This is a genomic window from Salinivibrio sp. SS2 (assembly GCF_001722075.1).
Lineage (GTDB): Bacteria > Pseudomonadota > Gammaproteobacteria > Enterobacterales > Vibrionaceae > Salinivibrio > Salinivibrio proteolyticus.
Genome location: NZ_MEBP01000082.1, coordinates 77,783 through 95,809, shown reverse-complemented (window position 1 = coordinate 95,809; position 18,027 = coordinate 77,783). Strand labels below are relative to the sequence as shown.

General features: G+C 51.0%; 18 protein-coding genes and 1 pseudogene. 8 read left to right on the top strand and 11 right to left on the bottom strand.

The genetic code is table 11. The features are described 5' to 3' along the window. Nucleotides 1-145: 145 nt before the first annotated feature. The gene (gene pyk / locus BGK46_RS09735) at nt 146-1,591 is read left to right on the top strand and encodes a pyruvate kinase (RefSeq protein ID WP_069588907.1); all 1,446 of its coding nucleotides are present in this window, start codon (nt 146-148) and stop codon (nt 1,589-1,591) included. A gap of 56 nt (nt 1,592-1,647) precedes the next feature. Here pyk and BGK46_RS09730 read toward each other — a convergent pair whose 3' ends face one another. Continuing rightward, nucleotides 1,648-2,262 carry a GNAT family N-acetyltransferase gene (locus BGK46_RS09730; RefSeq protein ID WP_069588905.1) on the bottom strand — a complete coding sequence of 205 codons (615 nt, stop codon included), beginning with the start codon at nt 2,260-2,262 and terminating at the stop codon, nt 1,648-1,650. Between the two features lie 34 nt (nt 2,263-2,296). On the opposite strand from BGK46_RS09730, the gene BGK46_RS09725 reads away from it, so the two are divergent. Further along, the gene (locus BGK46_RS09725; protein ID WP_240531871.1) at nt 2,297-2,767 is read left to right on the top strand and encodes a methylated-DNA--[protein]-cysteine S-methyltransferase; all 471 of its coding nucleotides are present in this window, start codon (nt 2,297-2,299) and stop codon (nt 2,765-2,767) included. A 15-nt stretch (nt 2,768-2,782) separates the two neighbouring features. On the opposite strand, the gene tyrR is transcribed toward BGK46_RS09725, so the two are convergent. The 6 genes from tyrR to pspA form a co-directional block, all read right to left on the bottom strand. Then, nucleotides 2,783-4,324 (bottom strand): transcriptional regulator TyrR, encoded by a 1,542-nt coding sequence (gene tyrR, locus BGK46_RS09720; RefSeq protein WP_069588901.1) that lies wholly within the window; start codon nt 4,322-4,324, stop codon nt 2,783-2,785. Between the two features lie 340 nt (nt 4,325-4,664). Next, on the bottom strand, nt 4,665-5,687 hold the full coding sequence (locus tag BGK46_RS09715; RefSeq protein ID WP_069588899.1) for a YcjF family protein: 1,023 nt from the start codon (nt 5,685-5,687) through the stop codon (nt 4,665-4,667). 11 nt (nt 5,688-5,698) lie between these two features. Further along, nucleotides 5,699-7,090 carry a YcjX family protein gene (locus BGK46_RS09710; protein WP_069588897.1) on the bottom strand — a complete coding sequence of 464 codons (1,392 nt, stop codon included), beginning with the start codon at nt 7,088-7,090 and terminating at the stop codon, nt 5,699-5,701. 95 nt (nt 7,091-7,185) lie between these two features. Continuing rightward, complete coding sequence (gene pspC / locus BGK46_RS09705) at nt 7,186-7,578, bottom strand: envelope stress response membrane protein PspC (protein ID WP_069588895.1); 393 nt, start codon at nt 7,576-7,578, stop codon at nt 7,186-7,188. Further along, nucleotides 7,575-7,805, bottom strand: coding sequence for an envelope stress response membrane protein PspB (gene pspB / locus BGK46_RS09700; RefSeq protein ID WP_069588893.1), 231 nt, complete (start codon nt 7,803-7,805; stop codon nt 7,575-7,577). Before pspB ends, pspC begins: the two co-directional genes overlap by 4 nt. A gap of 20 nt (nt 7,806-7,825) precedes the next feature. Continuing rightward, the gene (gene pspA / locus BGK46_RS09695) at nt 7,826-8,491 is read right to left on the bottom strand and encodes a phage shock protein PspA (protein WP_069588891.1); all 666 of its coding nucleotides are present in this window, start codon (nt 8,489-8,491) and stop codon (nt 7,826-7,828) included. A 214-nt stretch (nt 8,492-8,705) separates the two neighbouring features. Between pspA and pspF the strand changes: the two genes are divergently transcribed. The 6 genes and pseudogenes from pspF to BGK46_RS09665 form a co-directional block, all read left to right on the top strand. Continuing rightward, complete coding sequence (gene pspF / locus BGK46_RS09690; protein WP_069588890.1) at nt 8,706-9,719, top strand: phage shock protein operon transcriptional activator; 1,014 nt, start codon at nt 8,706-8,708, stop codon at nt 9,717-9,719. A gap of 123 nt (nt 9,720-9,842) precedes the next feature. Beyond that, nucleotides 9,843-11,462, top strand: a complete 1,620-nt coding sequence (gene sapA, locus BGK46_RS09685; RefSeq protein ID WP_069588889.1) for an ABC transporter substrate-binding protein SapA — start codon at nt 9,843-9,845, stop codon at nt 11,460-11,462. Then, on the top strand, nt 11,462-12,424 hold the full coding sequence (locus BGK46_RS09680) for an ABC transporter permease (protein WP_069588888.1): 963 nt from the start codon (nt 11,462-11,464) through the stop codon (nt 12,422-12,424). The genes sapA and BGK46_RS09680 overlap by 1 nt, the downstream gene beginning before the upstream one ends. Then, a complete protein-coding gene (sapC, locus tag BGK46_RS09675; protein WP_069588887.1) occupies nt 12,411-13,298 on the top strand; it encodes a putrescine export ABC transporter permease SapC in 888 nt (295 codons plus the stop codon). Before BGK46_RS09680 ends, sapC begins: the two co-directional genes overlap by 14 nt. After that, nucleotides 13,298-14,305: an oligopeptide/dipeptide ABC transporter ATP-binding protein gene (locus BGK46_RS09670; protein WP_069588884.1), complete on the top strand. Its 1,008-nt coding sequence runs from the start codon at nt 13,298-13,300 to the stop codon at nt 14,303-14,305. Before sapC ends, BGK46_RS09670 begins: the two co-directional genes overlap by 1 nt. Nucleotides 14,306-14,402: 97 nt before the next feature. Then, a pseudogene (locus BGK46_RS09665) lies at nt 14,403-15,104 on the top strand (ATP-binding cassette domain-containing protein); the annotation flags it as partial. Between the two features lie 74 nt (nt 15,105-15,178). On the opposite strand, the gene pyrF reads toward BGK46_RS09665, so the two are convergent. The 4 genes from pyrF to ihfB all read right to left on the bottom strand — a co-directional run bounded on the left by pyrF (nt 15,179) and on the right by ihfB (nt 18,024). Further along, nucleotides 15,179-15,874: an orotidine-5'-phosphate decarboxylase gene (gene pyrF / locus BGK46_RS09660; RefSeq protein WP_069588880.1), complete on the bottom strand. Its 696-nt coding sequence runs from the start codon at nt 15,872-15,874 to the stop codon at nt 15,179-15,181. A gap of 116 nt (nt 15,875-15,990) precedes the next feature. Continuing rightward, nucleotides 15,991-17,160, bottom strand: a complete 1,170-nt coding sequence (gene lapB, locus BGK46_RS09655; RefSeq protein ID WP_069588879.1) for a lipopolysaccharide assembly protein LapB — start codon at nt 17,158-17,160, stop codon at nt 15,991-15,993. Nucleotides 17,161-17,163: 3 nt separating this feature from the next. Beyond that, complete coding sequence (locus BGK46_RS09650; protein ID WP_069588877.1) at nt 17,164-17,451, bottom strand: LapA family protein; 288 nt, start codon at nt 17,449-17,451, stop codon at nt 17,164-17,166. Between the two features lie 288 nt (nt 17,452-17,739). Beyond that, nucleotides 17,740-18,024: an integration host factor subunit beta gene (ihfB, locus tag BGK46_RS09645; protein ID WP_069588875.1), complete on the bottom strand. Its 285-nt coding sequence runs from the start codon at nt 18,022-18,024 to the stop codon at nt 17,740-17,742. Nucleotides 18,025-18,027 lie beyond the last annotated feature (3 nt).

The window sequence follows — 18,027 nt, the reverse complement described above, 5'->3', positions numbered from 1 at the left end:
GTCACACGATCGACGCTTTCCCTGCGCTACACTGGATGCAATGTGCTTGGTTGCACGTTGAGCTTCATGATGTTTTTACTGTTGCACCTCACTATCCAGGTCTATGCGCGGTCTGGGCGTAGCCCAATGAAAACAGGAGTTAAACATGTCTGCAAAACTGAGAAGAACCAAGATAGTTACAACACTCGGCCCTGCCACTGATAAAGATGATGTGTTAGAAGCAGTGATTAAGGCAGGCGCAAACGTGGTTCGCCTCAACTTTTCTCACGGCAGTGCAGAAGATCATATTAAGCGTGCCGAACAGGTACGAGCCATTGCGGCCAAATTAGGTCATCATGTCGGTATTTTAGGCGACCTACAAGGGCCGAAAATCCGTGTATCGACCTTTAAAGACGGAGCAATCCAACTGGCTGTTGGTGATAAATTTACTCTAGACGGTGACTTATCACCGGGTATGGGTGATCAAGATGCAGTCGGCCTCGACTACAAAGCGCTCCCTCAGGATGTGACCAATGGCGATATCCTGTTGCTTGATGATGGCCGAGTTCAACTCAAAGTGTTGGCGGTAGACGGCGCGAAAGTGCATACCGAAGTGACGGTCGGTGGCAAGCTGTCGAACAACAAGGGCATCAATAAAAAGGGGGGCGGTCTATCGGCGCCGGCATTGACTGAAAAAGATAAACAAGACATTCATACTGCCGCCAAAATTGGCGTGGATTACTTAGCAATTTCGTTCCCGCGCAACGGTCAAGATATGAATTACGCGCGTACCTTGGCCCGCGACGCAGGCCTTGAGGCGCGATTGGTCGCCAAAGTTGAGCGTGCTGAAACCGTGGCAAGCGAAGCCAGCATTGATGACATCATCGAAGCATCAGATGTGGTGATGGTGGCACGTGGCGATTTAGGCGTTGAAATTGGCGACCCTGAATTGGTAGGGGTCCAAAAGCAATTGATTCGCCGCGCCCGTAGCATGAACCGTTTGGTGATCACAGCAACTCAGATGATGGAGTCGATGATTTCGGCGCCAATGCCAACTCGTGCGGAAGTCATGGATGTAGCGAACGCCGTCCTCGATGGAACAGATGCCGTCATGCTTTCTGCAGAAACCGCGGCGGGGCAATACCCCGTAGAAACCGTTCGGTCTATGGCCGAAGTCTGTATGGGGGCGGAAAAAATGCCGTCCGTCAATGTGTCGAATCACCGTCTGGATCGTCAATTTGATAGCCAAGAAGAGACGGTTTCGATGGCGACCATGTATGCGGCGAACCATATGAAAGGGGTGAAAGCCATGGTCTCGTTGACCGAGTCGGGCCGAACCGCCCTAATGATGTCGCGTATTTCGTCAGGTAAACCTATCTTCGCGCTCTCACGTCACGAGCACACACTCAACCGTGCCGCGCTGTATCGGGGGGTCACACCGGTGTACTTTGACAGTGATAGCGGAGCTGGCCTACAAGTCGCCGAGCGCGCGCTGCAAACCCTCAAAGAAGGTGGCTTCTTGGATGAAGGGGATCAGGTCATTATGACCCAAGGTGATCAAATGGAAGTGATCGGCTCAACCAACACGATGCGTGTTCTGACCGTGAAATGATTGAGGCTATCAGCCATGACCAAGGGCGCTGCGGCGCCCTTTTTCGTCACCAACCGTTAGCCAAGAGAGGTCGCGTTTTGCGTGCTCTCAGGACGAGGTGGCTGCCAACGCGGGTTAATGTGGGCCATTAAGATATGATCTTCCCAGTGTCCGTTAATCAGCAAATAATCGCGCGCACGCCCTTCGCGCTCAAACCCAACCGCTTCTAACACCTTGGCGCTTTTTTCATTTTTCGGCATATAAGAGGCGCAGACGCGATGCATATTCACGTTATCAAACAGCCATTGGTTGGTGGCTGATAACGCGCGCCGCATAATTCCCTGCCCTTGAGCGAGCTCATCTAATGAGTAACCCACAGTGCATGAGTAAGACGGATACTGCATCATGCTGGTGTAAGAGATCACACCTAGCACCTGCGGTGAAGTTGGCTTCGCGATTAAAAAGTAATAAGCCAGCTGGTGTTTTTGCAACTCCATCAATTGCAATACGCGGCGTTTCCAGCCCTGCTCGGTATAAAAACCATCGGTGCGTGTCGGCTCCCACGGGGTCAAGAAAGTGCGATTACGCTGGAAGTATTGAACAATACGCGTCACGTCTTCGTGACAGATCGCATCAATCCGTAAATCATCGACAATGATACGCGGGAAACGGCTTATACTGGGATCAGACATTCTGTGGTTCCGAACGATTATGTTTTTTGACTGCATGACAACACCGCTAGGGCAAATCAGCTTATTAGCGGACGAACACGGACTAAGACAGCTGACCTTGTCGGTGTATCACCCCTTTGAGCCCAGCCGTGAGTGGCAACATGACCCAAGAGCACTCCACCGCTACAAAACGCAGCTGTTCGAGTACCTCTCAGGGCAACGGACTGAATTTTCACTGCCCTTGTGCCCGGAAGGCAGCCCGTTTCAATGTCGTTTGTGGCAGCAAATACAGCAGATCCCCTACGGTGATACCTGCACCTACCGAGAGTTAGCTGCTGCACTGGGTGAGCCACATATGCTCAGTGCTGTATCGATGGCCTGCAACATGAATCCGATTCCTATCATCATCCCTTGCCATCGTGTCCTTAACGAGCACCACCAAGTGGGTGATTACCGTTATGGCGCTGAGCTCAAGCACGCCTTGTTGGCACTTGAGCAAGGCGAGCCCCTAGAGGGGCCCGCTTAGTGCGCGTCGAGTTGACTACTTTTTGCCAATCCCGTAGTCACGCAGCTTATTCGCAATCGCGGTATGCGACACGTCCAAGCGTTTGGCAAGTTTTCGGGTCGACGGATAACTCCGATAGAGATTATTTAAGATCCCCGATTCATACCGCTTCATGATTTCATCCAGCGAACCATCCAATGACTCTTCACTGATGAATTGGGTATTTTCGATCTCTGGTAACTGAACGTCGTCGATCGTCATCACTTCTGCGTCAATTTGGGTCATAGCATGAAGCAAAATATTGCGAAGCTGACGAATATTACCCGGCCACGCATAGTGGGTTAGGTAATCAGCCAGTGCGTTATCAATTCGTGGTTTAGATTGCCCCAAATCGGCGGCGAACTGTTTGATAAATAGTTCAGCCAAAGGCATGACGTCTGCGGTACGCTCGCGCAAAGGAGGCACGGTCAACGACAAGACATTAAGCCGATAGAACAAGTCTTCACGGAATTGCTGCGCCGCGACCAGTTCAGGCAGATTCTTTTGTGTCGAGCAAATCACGCGCACATCAACGTGCATTTCACGCTCTTCGCCAACGCGACGGAAGGTGCCATCTTGCATAAAACGCAATAGTTTTACTTGCAGATGACGGCTCATTTCGCCGACTTCATACAAGAAAACCGTCCCGCCATCAGCTTGCTCAAGAATCCCTTTTTTGGCTGTGCCGCCATTTTCCGCCGCCGCCATACCAAATAATTCAGTTTCGGCGGCGTTATCTGGCATAGACACACAGTTGACCAATAAGAACGGCTTATCCGCACGCAGCGAATGGCGATGACAAGCCCGAGCGATCATCTCCTTGCCGGTACCCGTTTCACCTTGGATTAATAATGGCGCGTCGAGCATGGCAAGCTTTTTCGCTTGACTAATCAGCTGTTTAAACTTGTTAGATTGGCCTACCAAATGCTCAAAACCGTGATCGCTAGGGGTACGGAACACGGTTTGTGGCGTATTGTTCATTGCCACTTGCTTGAGCTGGACAACGGCGCTGACCAGCACGGGCTGATCACTCTCATCGTTAATGTGAACCGGCATCACTTCCATCAGAAAGTCGAGCCCGGCCATCACAACCATGCGGCAACTTTGGCTTGCTTCTTCTTTTTCTAACCAGTGAGAAAATTGAAAATCAGGGAACACACTGTTGGCGTGCTCGCCCACTAATTGATGCTCGCTTGAGCTAATCAAATCCAGTGCCGCTTTATTGGCCATATCGATATAACCATCGAGGTTAATCGAGAACACAGGATCAGTCAGACTTTCGAGCAGAGCGCGCAGTTCACGGTGCTCGCGTTCGGCAGGCAGAAACTGGATTTTACGCACATCGGTCACGCCTGAAATCAAACGGATTTCAGACATTAGTTGGCTGAAGGCTTCGAATTCAATTTCAGGGCAATTGAGGTAGATAATGCCGACTTGATCGATCTCGATACCACGCAGATCGATTTCACGCCGTACCAAGATATCGAGTAGTTCGCGCGTTAGCCCGATTCTGTCTTCACAACAGACTTTCAGTCTCATAATGGATTCCTGTAACTTGACAGTGATACCCAATACCGGCTCGTCACATCGTTGGATGAGTGGGTTAAAAAAACGGCACTCATCAGTCAGTTAGGTAAAAGGTCAAACAGTTTATCTGTCGGAGCCGAATTAGCTGTCAGGATAAGTTGACACTGAAGCGGAGTTTGAGCGGGTTGGCGGAAACAGTCAAGCCCTGATGCGATTTTTGCCACCTGATATCACGTTTGTAGCACACTGTCCGTTTGGGTAAATTTTTGATTATAAAGTTGAATTACCTAACAGATCTGAGAGTCTGTCGCGCCCTTGGCATCGCGACGAGTTCGCGGCCAAGGGCGACCCATTACGACGCTGAGCGTTCAGCTTTACCCAAAAGCCGTTTAACTAACTCGCGACGAAGTTGTGACAAACTCGGAGCGGGCTGGCCATGCCAAGGCAGCGGACGCATTAAGGTCATGGTTTTAAGACCCAAGCGTGCCGTCAGCAGCCCAATCCCCAAGCCTTGCGCCACACGTCCGGAAACGCGACCGGCCATGTTCACCGACAGGACATCAAATCCCACATCGGTCATCGCCTCACTGGCGCCTGCCAAGGCCATATTGGTTAGCACCATTTTTAGCAAGGTGAAGCGTGCTTTGACACCCAATTGAATACCGTAAATCTGCGCAATCCGTGTCATTAAATGCAAGTTGCGCCAGGCCACCAGCAACATATCGGCAATCGCAAGTGGGCTGACCGCTACCATAAGTGCCGCTTCTTGCGCGTATTTGGTCACTAATAACCGCGCAGCTTTATCTTGGTCGGTTAACACATTTTGCTCATACAAGGCCAACACTTCGCCATCGTTATGCGTGGCCGAGATTTGGCTTTGCCAGTGGGCAAACCCTGCAGTATGGGTTTGCTGTGTGCGCTCAGCCAGCGTCCGACAAAAGGTCTCTCCCTGCCCAACCGACTCAGAAGCCAGTAATTGCTCGGCATGTTGGCGGGTTTGCTCGCGCTGCACTAACTTACGCATGGCTCGCCATTCACGGCCCAGCACCGCAAGCCCAGTCGCGGCCACCGCCACCAATAAGCTTTGCCACGCTAAACTCAGCCAATCTTGTGACTGCCACGATTGGTACACACTCACACCGGACTGCACAACCGCCAAGAGTACTCCGAGTAACACCAAAAAAGGCCACACACGGCGACGCCTGCGCGTAGGGGTCAGCGTCGTTTCCAGATCCGATTCGAGTGTCGACGTGGCTTCCGGTAAAAAGTCAGCCTGTGCATCAAATTCAGCACGGTGTTTCACATCATGAAAAGCACTCGCCTCATCATTATCGCCATGATGAGTAAACGTCTGCTTGGGTTTATATTGCGTCATCTCACCCTCTCTTATCGAAATTTGTCGCCGAGCAAATAGTCGAGCGCTTTGTCCATGCGGATGTGTGGCAACGGCGCATCTAATGGCACATGAGGCGGCCTAAATGATGGAAAATCAAAGCCTTGATGTTGCCAAAAATCCGCATCGGGGAGTTGGTTTGGTACATCGCCCGGATACAGTGTTACCCCCGAGCCGTCGTCTAATTCGCCTTTCAGTGCAGCGTGTTGGGTGCCTTTGACATCAACGAAACCGGGCGTCGTTGCCGCCACGGATGCGACACTTTGGCAGCGCATCTCTATGCCTTCGAAAGCCGCTTGTTGCCATGCTTGGTGGACAATTTGTTGCAGTAAGCTGACCATATTCGGATGTTGTTCGGGCGTAACGTGATCGGCTTTGGTTGCCGCAAACAAGACTTTATCGATCCGCGGGGAGAACAGCCGTTTGAGCAACCCAGATTTACCATATTTAAAGCTCTGCATTAATTGCTCAACCGCCAAACGCATATCGTGAAAGGCATCCGGCCCCACATTGAGCGGCTGCAACGTATCGACCAAGATCACTTGGCGATCGATCTTAGCGAAATGCTCGCGGTAGAACTGAGCCACCACGTGCTCACAATAATAGTCGTAGCGTGCTTTGAGTAAGCCATAGTTAGTGTGCTTGTCTGCTTTGGCTTTGATATCGTCAGTTAATGCACCCACCCAAGGGAAGAACTGCACGACCGGCGCGCCGGCTAATTCACCGGGTAACACGAACCGTCCCGGCTGAACCCAATGTAAGCCACCATGCGCTTTGCAAGCATGCAAAAAATCAGTAAAGCTTGCCGCGACCTCTGCCAATTGTTTTTCATCTGCCGGCGCAAGCGGGTCCAGTTGAGCCGCTTTCGCTTGCCACACCTTGGCAAGTTCCGCGCGTTTCCCCGTTAACATGCTGGACTGCTTTTGCGACCACTGGGGGTAACTTTGGCTCAGCAAGGGTAAGTCCAACAACCATTCGCCCGGATAATCGACAATATCGACATACAAGGTAGCCATGTCATTCAACGCGCGCATGGCGGCAGATTGAGGGCGATAGCGCACGGCCACTCTCACTTCACTCACATCTCGCGTTGGCGAGGGCCACGTCGGCGGTGTCATTTGCAGGGCATGCATGGCGTTTTCATAATCAAACGCGGAAAGATGCATGTGAGGGTGTGGCTCACGACGTGCGCCCAGCGCGCGCCCTTGCTGCACCAGTTGCAGTAACGGCAAGTTTGGCTGGGTGCCTAAATGGGTCAGCTGATTAATGAGTGAGGTAATAAACGCGGTTTTACCCGCGCGAGATAAACCGGTAACGGCGAGACGCACATGACGGTCAGCCCCGCGGCTTACCCACTGCTTTACGCGCCTTTTCACTGATGGCATCGGTTAGATTGACTCCTTTATGACCACGCTGTCCCGAGAGGAATCCGATGGGACAGCGTGAATAGGTTCTGTGTAGCTGTTAAGTCATAAATGCTTTACAGCTTTTTAAAGGCTTGGTCGACATTGAATGCCGAAGAGGTGACATAAGCTTCCATCTGGCCAACTTTTGCTTCCATCTCGCTAAACTCGCGATCGAGATCCGCAATCAGTTGGCTCGCCGGCTTTCCCGATTGCCACGCCTTTTGTTTCACTTGGTGTTCAGGCTGCGGTGTCGCATCGGGTTGTTCATCAGGCTGGGTCGGCTTTTTATCGAGGATCAACATCGCAGCGATATACGCGACAATCACAAAAAAGCCAAAACCAATCAGAAACGCAGAAACCGTCAAGATACGCACCAACCAGGTTTCCATGCCAAAGTAATTGGCAATGCCAGCGCACACACCGCCAATGCGTCCATTTTCCGGGTCACGATACAGGGTTTGACTCATGCGCGTTGCCTCCATTGGGGTGCTTCAGCATCGAGCAAACGCTCGAGGTTATCCACACGGGTTTGCAGCTTTTCAGCACGCTGCGCAAGTGATTGCAGCGTTTCATAATCTTGTCCACTCAAGCCTTGCCCAATTTGACGCTTACTACGATAGTGCAGCATCAGCCACAACGGGGCGACAAATAGCAAGAAAATCGCCAGTGGTATGCCTAAAAAGAATGATGACATGTTCGCTCCTATCGTGGTTGTTATTGCTTATCGTTCATTTTGGCTTTTAATGCCGCCAATTCTTTTTCAATTTCATCTTGAGCTTGCAGATCGGCAAACTCATCTTCGAGTCGCTTGCCTTTGCCCATTTGATAGCTGTCTGCTTCCGCTTCTAGTTCGTCAATACGACGCTCATATTGTTCAAACTTTGCCATTGCCTCATCAGCACGGCCGCTTCCTAAGTGGCGACGCACGTCACGACGATTTCCGGCGGTTTCACGTCGAATAGCCAGCGACTGCTGACGCGCGCGGGTATCTGTCAGTTTGGTCTCGAGGGCGGCGATTTCACCGCTCAGCTTATCGACACTTTCTTCGATTAAGCTTAACTCTTCTTCCAGCGCGACTTTGATATCATGCGCTTTTTGTTTTTCGATTAATGCTGCTCGCGCCAAATCTTCCCGATCTTTTTGCAGCGCCAAGGAGGCTTTATCTTGCCATTCTTGGAGCTGGCGATTGACGTTTTCAATCTTACGCGCCACTTCTTTTTTATCCGCGAGCGCTTTCGCGGACGATGTGCGTACTTCGACCAGCGTGTCTTCCATCTCTTGAATAATAAGACGGATCATTTTTTGTGGATCCTCTGCCTTATCTAACAGCGAATTGACGTTAGCATTTACGATGTCAGCGAAACGAGAAAAAATACCCATCATAGACTCCTTAATGATGCACCAAAGCAGTAGATTACATGCTCATTGTGCCTGATTCGTCTGAGCGCCATCGCTCAGCCATAGTTTGCTAGCCAATGTATAATCAACTAACGTGCCAACTTTTTAATCTTTATATTTCAGACACTTAAAATTTATTGCATCCTGCCATCAAACGCGCCATGATGAATAAAACCACTATTTGGTAAAAATCGCCATGCGTGAACAAGACAATTTAATCGGAGAATCCGATCGTTTTTTAGCCGTGTTGGACCACGTCTCGCGGCTCGCGCCATTAAATCGTCCCGTGCTGATCCTTGGCGAGCGCGGTACCGGCAAGGAGCTGATTGCCCAACGCTTGCACTATTTATCACATCGCTGGTCTCAGCCCCTCGTCAGTTTAAATTGCGCCGCATTAAGTGAAGGTCTGATCGATTCTGAGCTGTTTGGTCACGAAGCGGGCGCCTTTACGAGCGCCAAAGGGCGTCATGCGGGTCGCTTTGAGCGTGCCGAAGGTGGCACCTTATTTTTAGATGAAGTCGGCACCGCCCCCTTGGGCGTGCAAGAAAAGCTCCTTCGCGTGATTGAGTATGGCGAATATGAGCGTGTGGGAGGATCTCAGCCCAAGCAGGCGGACGTGCGCTTGATTTGTGCGACCAATGAAGACCTTCCTGCGATGGCAACGCGTGGGGACTTCCGGCCTGATCTGTTAGATCGCCTTGCGTTTGACGTTGTCCATCTGCCGCCACTGCGTGAGCGGCGACAAGACATCTTATTACTCGCCGAGCATTTCGCTCTAAAAATGGCGGTCGAGTTAGGCTATAGCTACTTCGCCGGTTTTTCTGCCCAAGCCCAAGCACAGCTACTTGCCCACCCTTGGCCTGGCAATGTACGCGAGCTTAAAAACAGTGTGGAACGCGCCTTGTATCGTCACAATGATCCCGATACGCCGGTTGAATCACTGTGTCTGGACCCGTTCACACCACCTTGGCAAGCCGAGATGATCTCGCCACGTCAAACCAATGCGGCGGCCGACAACCAAGGCGGGACGCTCCCTGCGTTACCGGTAGATTTGCGGGAGTGGCAAACCGAGATGGAAAAGGCCATGCTGATGGCGGCGATGACACAGGCCAAATATCATCAAAGAAAAGCCGCGCAGTTACTCGGCCTCAGCTACCATCAACTCAGGGGGCTGTTACGGAAACACAATGTGGGCAACGACGAACAATGATGTAAGCCAATACGTACATCACTGGGAAAATGATACGTGACATTGCCCTTACTTTGCTTGGTGGTAAGGCCGTTTCGGTGGTAGATTACGGGGTTTACTTTGATAGCTGATTTCACTTGGTTTATGCGCGTTTTCATCCAATTTTTGATCCTTGGGGTCAGCGGCTTGATCCTCGCAGGCTGTGATGCCTCCACGGACCAACGTGCGGCCGACAATCGTGGCTTTGTTTTTTGTGGCCCGGGCCAGCCCACCACGTTTAACCCTCAATTGACCGACGGCGGCCTCACGGCCGATACCTTATCGAGCCAGCTTTACGATCGCCTTTTGCGTCTAAACCCTAAGACGTATCAGCCCGAACCCATGTTGGCGAAAAGTTGGGAAGTCAGCGAGGACGGTAAAACCTACACGTTCTCTCTGCGACGGGGCGTTGCGTTTCATCGCAGTGTGCAGTTTACGCCGTCACGCTACCTCAACGCTGATGATGTGGTCTTTTCATTTCGCCGTCTCATCGACAACAATCATCCTTACCATCCTGTCTCCGGTGGCCAGTACCCTTGGTTTGATAGCATGGACTTCTCGGGGTTGTTGAAAGACGTAAGAGCTTTGGACACTTATCGCGTTCAATTTACGCTCTCACGCCCTGATGTGTCTTTTTTATCCACTTTGGCAACCAACTTTTCGGTGATCCTCTCGAAAGAGTATGCGGATCAACTTCTTACTGCTGGCACCCCAGAAAAGCTAGATACCTATCCGGTCGGTACTGGCCCATTTGCACTGGCAGAGTTTCAACCACGCGAATTTATTCGCTTGCGTCGCCATTGGCAGTATTGGCAGGGCCCAGCACCCATGGAGCAGGTGGTATTTGACGTCTCAACGCGTGGCACAGGCACCTTAGCAAAAATGCTGACTGGTGAGTGCGATGTGCTCGCCTCGCCGGTTGCTAGTCAATTGCCTGTGGTCGTCGATGACAAGCGTTTTCATTTGTCATCTCAAACCGGCATGAACGTCGCCTTTATCTCTTTGAATACCCGCCATCCGGCCTTGTCTGAGGTGGAAGTCCGTCAAGCGATTAACCTTGCCATTGATCGCAATGCCCTACTCAGCTCGGTGTATTACGGCACTGGCGCACCGGCCACCAGTTTGCTGCCGCCCATGTCGTGGGCTTACGATCCCAACAGCCAAACCGAATACAACCCGAAATTGGCCGCCGCACTCCTTGCTAAAGCGGGCTATCGCCAAGGTTTTAGCGTTGATTTGACCGTACCAATGAAACCCACCGCTTTTAACCCGAGCCCACGAAAAACGGCGGAACTGATTCAAGCCGATTTAGGGGCGATTGGTATTCGCGTCAATATCATTCCGGAGAAAACAGTCAACCGCGTGGCTATTCGCGAAGGCGATGATGCGCATGACATGGTGCTGACCGGCTGGGTGGCAGACAATGGCGATCCGGACACCTTTTTGCGTCCACTACTGACATGCAATGCAAAGTTTACTGGCTGGAATATGTCAAATTGGTGCAACCGCTACTTTGATCAAAAACTCAATGAAGCGATTGCGACGGAAGATACCGAGGCGCGCAAGGCCTTGTATATCGAAGCACAAACCATTCTAAATCGTCGTATGCCCGTCGTACCTTTAGCGCATGGCATTCAACATCAAGTGCGTGACGCAAGCCTAAAAGGCTTAACCATGACGCCATTTGGCGCCGACAGCTTTGCTGACGTATCTCGGGGGCGCTAATGCTGATTTATACCTTACGACGCCTCAATCTGTTTCTAATCACCTTGGTGATCCTCACCTTGGTTGGCTACAACATTATGCTGTTGGCGCCTGACTCAGTATGGCATGGCTTTGATTACTGGATTGGCTGGTTATATTACCTACGCCAGTTAGTGGAGGGGCATTTAGGCATGGCCGCTAACGGCGAGCCGGTAATGGTCACCCTTGCGCATGTCGCCCCAGCCACCTTGGAGCTATGCCTTGCCGCATTGGTGATAAGCTTTGTGGTTGGCGTGCCACTCGGCACCTTAGCGGGCCTGCGCAGTCAAGGGCCAACAGATAAGCTGATCTCCTCGCTCGCTGTGGTGGTTTTCTCAATTCCCACCTTCTGGCTGGCTATTTTGTTTATCATGCTGTTTTCGCTCGACTTACAGTGGTTTCCTGTGTCTGGGCGCTATAATCTTTTGTATGAGATCCCTCATATTACCGGCTTTGCGTTGGTGGATTTATGGCTGTCGGATTTACCGCTTCAAGGCAAAGTCGCCACTGATATCATGCGTCATCTCGCCTTGCCAACGCTGACACTGGCGGTGGTGCCTACCACAGAAATCATCAAAATGGTGCGCAACTCGATGGCGCATGTGATGAGCCAAAATTACATCAAAGCCGCCGCGACTAAGGGCCTGTCTAAAACTGAAATCGTGTTGCGTCATGGCATGAAAAACGCCATTCCACCCATTATTCCTAATTTTGGTTTATTGGTATCAACCATGGTCACCTTCGTGATCATTGTGGAGTCGGTATTTAACTGGCCGGGAATTGGTCGTTGGCTATTAGATGCCCTGATCGCAAAAGACTACGCGTCTGTTCAAGCTGGCGTTCTGGTGATTGGTGGCTTTGTGTTACTGATAAATATCATTTCAGATGTTGTGGGTGCGTTTATGAACCCTCTGGTAAGGAAGGAATGGTATGCCCTCAAATAATGTCTATGTCGAGCAGCATATTCCCACCCAGCTCGAGCGATCGTGGGCGGCATTTCGTCGTAACAAGCTGGCCGTGATTGGTTTTTGGTGCCTTGTCGGCTTGATCTTGGTGACGATATTCGCTCCCTTATTAGCACCTTGGAGTCCACAGCATCAAACCGGTCACCTTTTGATGGCGCCGTCTTGGGTGCAGTCGGGTCAAATTGAATACTTCTTGGGCACAGACGATCTGACCCGCGATATGCTCTCTCGCCTGATCGCCGGCTCACGTTTAACCTTTGGCTACGCACTGATGGTGGCGATTGGCGCGGGTATTGTCGGTGTGGGCATTGGGGTACTAGCCGGCATGACGAAGGGGCTAAAGTCCAGCTTTTTGAACCATATTCTCGACAGCATCCTCTCGATTCCTTCGCTGTTGCTTGCCATCATTGTGGTCGCTTTTTTAGGGGTGGGAGAAATGCAGGTGCTACTTGCAGTCTGGCTCTCTCTGATCCCTCGTATTATTCGTGCGGTGTATACCGCCGTACACAATGAGATAGAGAAAGACTACATCATTGCCGCGCGCCTTGATGGTGCCAACGACTTTTATCTGCTCTATCACTCCATTTTCCCGAATATGGCGGTGGTGCTGAGCACTGAAATGACCCGAGCAATTTCCGTCGCCATTCTTGATATTGCAGCATTAGGCTTTTTGGGCCTCGGCGCTCAGCCACCCGCACCGGAATGGGGCGCGATGCTGGGTGATTCGGTCGAACTCATTTTTACCGCGCCTTGGACAGTTACACTCCCGGGAATGGCCATTGCGTTTAGCGTTTTGGTTGTTAACCTTGTTGGTGAAGGGGTCAGCCAAGCTATCAACGCAGGAACAGAATAATGCCGTTATTAGATATTCGTCACCTGACCATTGAAATCGACACCCCGCAAGGGATGGTGAAAGCAGTTGACCGTATGAGCCTAACCATCAATGACGGAGAGATCCGTGGCTTAGTGGGAGAATCTGGCTCAGGAAAAAGTTTGGTCGCCAAAGCCATTTGTGGGGTCACCAAAGATAGCTGGCATGTGAGCGCCGACCGGTTACGATTAGGTAATATCGATTTACTTGAGCTTCCAGCACGAGAACGTCGTCATGTGGTCGGTAAAGACATTGCGATGATCTTTCAAGAGCCCTCGACCTGTTTAGACCCCTCTGAGGTCGTCGGGCATCAGCTGGAAGAGGCCATTCCGCCTGCCTCGTTTTCAGGTAGCTGGTGGCAACGTTTAAACTGGCGCAAACAGCACTCGATTGCCTTATTGCACAAAGTGGGCATCAAAGATCATAAACGGGTGATGGACAGCTATCCGTATGAACTCACCGATGGGGAATGCCAGAAAGTGATGATTGCGATGGCGATTGCCAACCGCCCTCGCCTGTTGATCGCTGATGAGCCAACTAACGACCTCGATCCTATCACGCAATCGCAGATTTTCCGGTTACTCAGTCGTACCAATCAGCTTTCTAACACCACCATTTTGCTGATCAGTCACGACTTAACCTTAGTAACACAGTGGGCGGATCGTATTACCGTGATGTATTGCGGCCAATCGGTTGAATCAGGTAACCGTGAGCAAATACTTACCACGCCGCATCATCCCTACACGGATGCTTTGCTGCGTGCGATGCCCGATTTCAGCCAAGATATTCCCCATAAAAGTAAATTGGAAACATTACCGGGCTCGATTCCTCCGTTACAGCACTTACCGATTGGTTGTCGCTTGGGGCCTCGGTGCCCTTACGCGCAACGTAAATGTGTTGAAGTGCCGCATACACAGAAAATCAAAAACCATAAGTTTGCCTGCCACTTCCCATTAAATATGGAGAATAAAAATGACCGCTCTTCTTGAAGTCGACGGGTTAAGCAAAGATTATTACCACCGCACTGGCTGGCTAAGAAAACGCGTCACCCATGCGGTGAAGCCCGTTTCTTTCCAGCTAGAAGTCGGCGAAACCATCGCTTTTGTGGGGGAAAATGGCTCGGGAAAATCGACCCTAGCACGTATGATTGCAGGCGTGATCGAACCAACATCGGGGCAGATTCGGGTCAATGGTGAAGAGCTGACGTTCAAAGATTACCAAACCCGCTGCAAGCTCATTCGCATGATCTTTCAAGATCCCAATACCTCGCTCAATCCAAGAAACCAGATCGGGCAAATTCTTGAAGGACCGCTGAAACGAAATACCAATATGACCCCGCAAGAGCGAGGCAAGCGCGTTAAAGAAACCCTGCTGCGGGTTGGTCTGTTACCTGAGCATGCCTACTTTTACCCGCAAATGCTCGCCACGGGGCAAAAGCAGCGCGTGTCGCTGGCACGTGCGTTAATCTTGCAACCGAGTGTGATTGTGGCCGATGAAGCCTTGAACGGGTTAGATATGTCAATGCGCTCACAGATCATCAACTTGCTACTCGAGCTCCAAGAAGAGATGGGACTGTCCTATGTTTACGTGTCTCAACATATGGGCGTGATTAAGCATGTCACCGACAAGGTGATGGTGATGCAAAAAGGGGAAGTGGTCGAGTCAGGTAGCACAGAGTCCTTATTCGCCAATCCTCAGCATACATTGACCCAGCGTCTGATCGATAGTCACTTTACTGCACCCATCCTTGATAGACGCTCGCGTAAATCTGCGTCGACGCGTACCTAGCTTTATCACTGATCCAGTCACGATAAAGGCCACACATGTGGCCTTTATTATCTCAAGCAGTTTTGCGCCTGATGTTACGCTAAACTTTGATTGATTTGTGCAAGGACGGCCGCCGGGTCATCGGCTTGTGTAATCGGACGCCCAATCACTAAGTAGTCGGAACCCGCTGCAACAGCTTGTTCTGGGGTCATAATTCGGCGCTGATCACCAGCCGCACTGCCCACAGGCCGGATCCCGGGCGTCACCAACTTAAAGGCATCGCCACACTGGGCTTTCAGCAAACTGGCTTCTTGCGCTGAACACACCACACCATCCAATCCCGACTGTTGCGTCAGCTTGGCAAGGTGCTGTACCTGCGCTTGTGGTGAGCGTTGTACCCCACTTTGGCGCAAATCTGCGTCCGTCATACTGGTCAATACGGTAACGCCGATAAGCAATGGACGGTTGCCGCCATATGGCTCAAGCGCCTCACGGGCTGCACTCATCATCCGCTCACCGCCCGAGGCATGAACGTTCACCATCCATACCCCTAGCTCTGCCGCGGCCGCAACCGCTTTCGCACACGTGTTCGGAATATCGTGAAACTTCAGGTCAAGAAAGACATCATGACCGTATGCGTGTAATTGTTTAACCAATGCAGGCCCAAATAAGGTGAACATTTCTTTGCCCACTTTTAAACGACACGAGCCCGGCTCAATTTTATCCACAAAGGCCAATGCTTGATTCATGTCTGCATAATCTAAGGCGACGATGACTTTCGGGTCTTGCATTATTGCTCCTGATTCCTTCACAAGGTTGTTATTCTCGCACTCCGCGTGCTCCCCAGCTGTCGCAGCCATTCGCGGTGACAGCAAGATAAAAAAACGGCGATGCCACTGCATCGCCATTATTCCCCATCCAAGCCCCGAATTGGCTTAATCGCTCCCCAATTTTTACATGAGGGGCACTGCCAATAAAGCGCATGGGTGGAAAAGCCACACTTACGACAACGGTAATGCGGCTTAACTTTAATCTGTTCTGCAACAAGGTCTTTGAGGGTATTGAGGCTGGCTTTCGCGCGCCCCTCTTCCGCCTGTTCCACATGGTATTCCATCAGCTTGTGGAAACCACGCATGGTCGGGTTACGGGTTAGTTGGCGGGTCAGGAAGCTTTGTGCCATCGCGAGGTTCTCATTGGCACTGATCACCTCTGAAAGCATCAGTTCAGCGCTGACGCCGGCTTTTTTCTCAATGCATTCTTTTAAGAAACGGACAAGCTGCATTTCGCGTCCCAAGGCGCGATAACTTTGCGCGAGAAGCGGTAAAGCCTCGCTGACAAAATCAGCATCTTGCTCGAGAATGTTTTCCAGCTGCTTAATCGCCCCTTTATAGTCCTCGTGCTGAATATCAAGCTTAGCTAGCATCAGGCTGGCTCTGACACAGCCTTTATCATAGGACAGGGCGCGACGTAGCAGTTGACGGGCTTTGTGCTCATTCCCCTCACCCATCTGCTGCATCGCTAACTCACAGTGAAAGTGAGCAATGTCTTTGCGCAGTTTGCTCTTACCCAATTTAACCAGTTTGGCCGCGGTATCTATCGCTTGTTCCCACTCACGTGTTTGCTGGAAAATCGCCAAAAGCTGTTGTAGCGCAAACTCTTTGTAGTCAGGCTCATCGACCAATTTGACAAAGATTTTCTCTGCGCGGTCGAAAAAGCCCGCTACCATGTAATCTTTCGCCAACTGTTGCATGGCGAGATTACGTTGGTCGAGGGTCAGGTTAGGACGAGCAATGAGGTTTTGGTGAATGCGGATCGCTCTGTCGACTTCGCCGCGAGAGCGAAACAAGTTGCCCAACGCGAGGTGAGTATCAATCGTTTCATTATCGACTTGGAGCAGTTCAATAAAGAGATCGACTGCTTTATCCGACTGCTCAGACAGCAGTAGATTGAGTCCCGTGACATACTGACGAGACAGATGATGTGACTGTTCTTGCCGTCGATGACGAGCATTCCTGTTACCCATATACCAGCCGTAACCGGCCGCTATTGGCAATAACAGAAACAACAGCTCTAGCATGAATTAATGTTCCTTAAGCGGGTCCGTACGCAATTTATCAAGTTCTTTGCGTTGTTTCTCTACCTGCTTACGCAATCCTCGCGCCGTTAAGCGCGCTTTGAGGTACAGCGCTCCACATACCAGCCAGCCTATGCCAAAGCCAATGACAAAGACAATGCCCAAGATGACTGACAGCTTAAATTCACCTTGCGCGATAAGATAGTTAAAGTTAATCACTTCTTGGTTTTGCGCTCCCAGCGCCAAGGTGATCAAAAAGCATAACACCAGAAACAGAATGCCGAGTATTTTCACAAGTATTCCCTCATTGCGAAAGGCCTAGCGCCCCATCAATCATGATAAACCTGCCAGATGCGAGGCATCTGTCACTGTGATAGTTCCTGTGAGTTAAGCCAAGCTGCGCACCGTATTAAAGGTGTGCGTGTATCAAGGCGTAACATCCGGCGCCTGACCTTGTGATGACTGGTACGAGATCTTACACAGGAGGTATGATTATGCAGGAAATTCATCACGCAAGCTATGATCGATAGACATAAAAAAACGGCACACCTACAGCATGCCGTTTTTTTCAGCGCACATCGCTTAACTGTAAATGTTAACGCGATCGCGAAGTTCCTTACCCGGTTTAAAATGCGGAACGTACTTACCGTCCAATTCCACTTTTTCGCCCGTTTTAGGATTACGCCCCACACGAGGCGCACGATAATGCAGTGAGAAACTACCAAAACCACGGATCTCGATGCGGTCACCGCTCTCGAGTGTGGTCGCCATGTGCTCAAGGATTTCCTTGATGGCATCCTCTACCTGCTTTGCAGATAGATGGGTTTGCTGACTACAGAGCCTTTCAATCAACTCAGATTTGGTCATAAA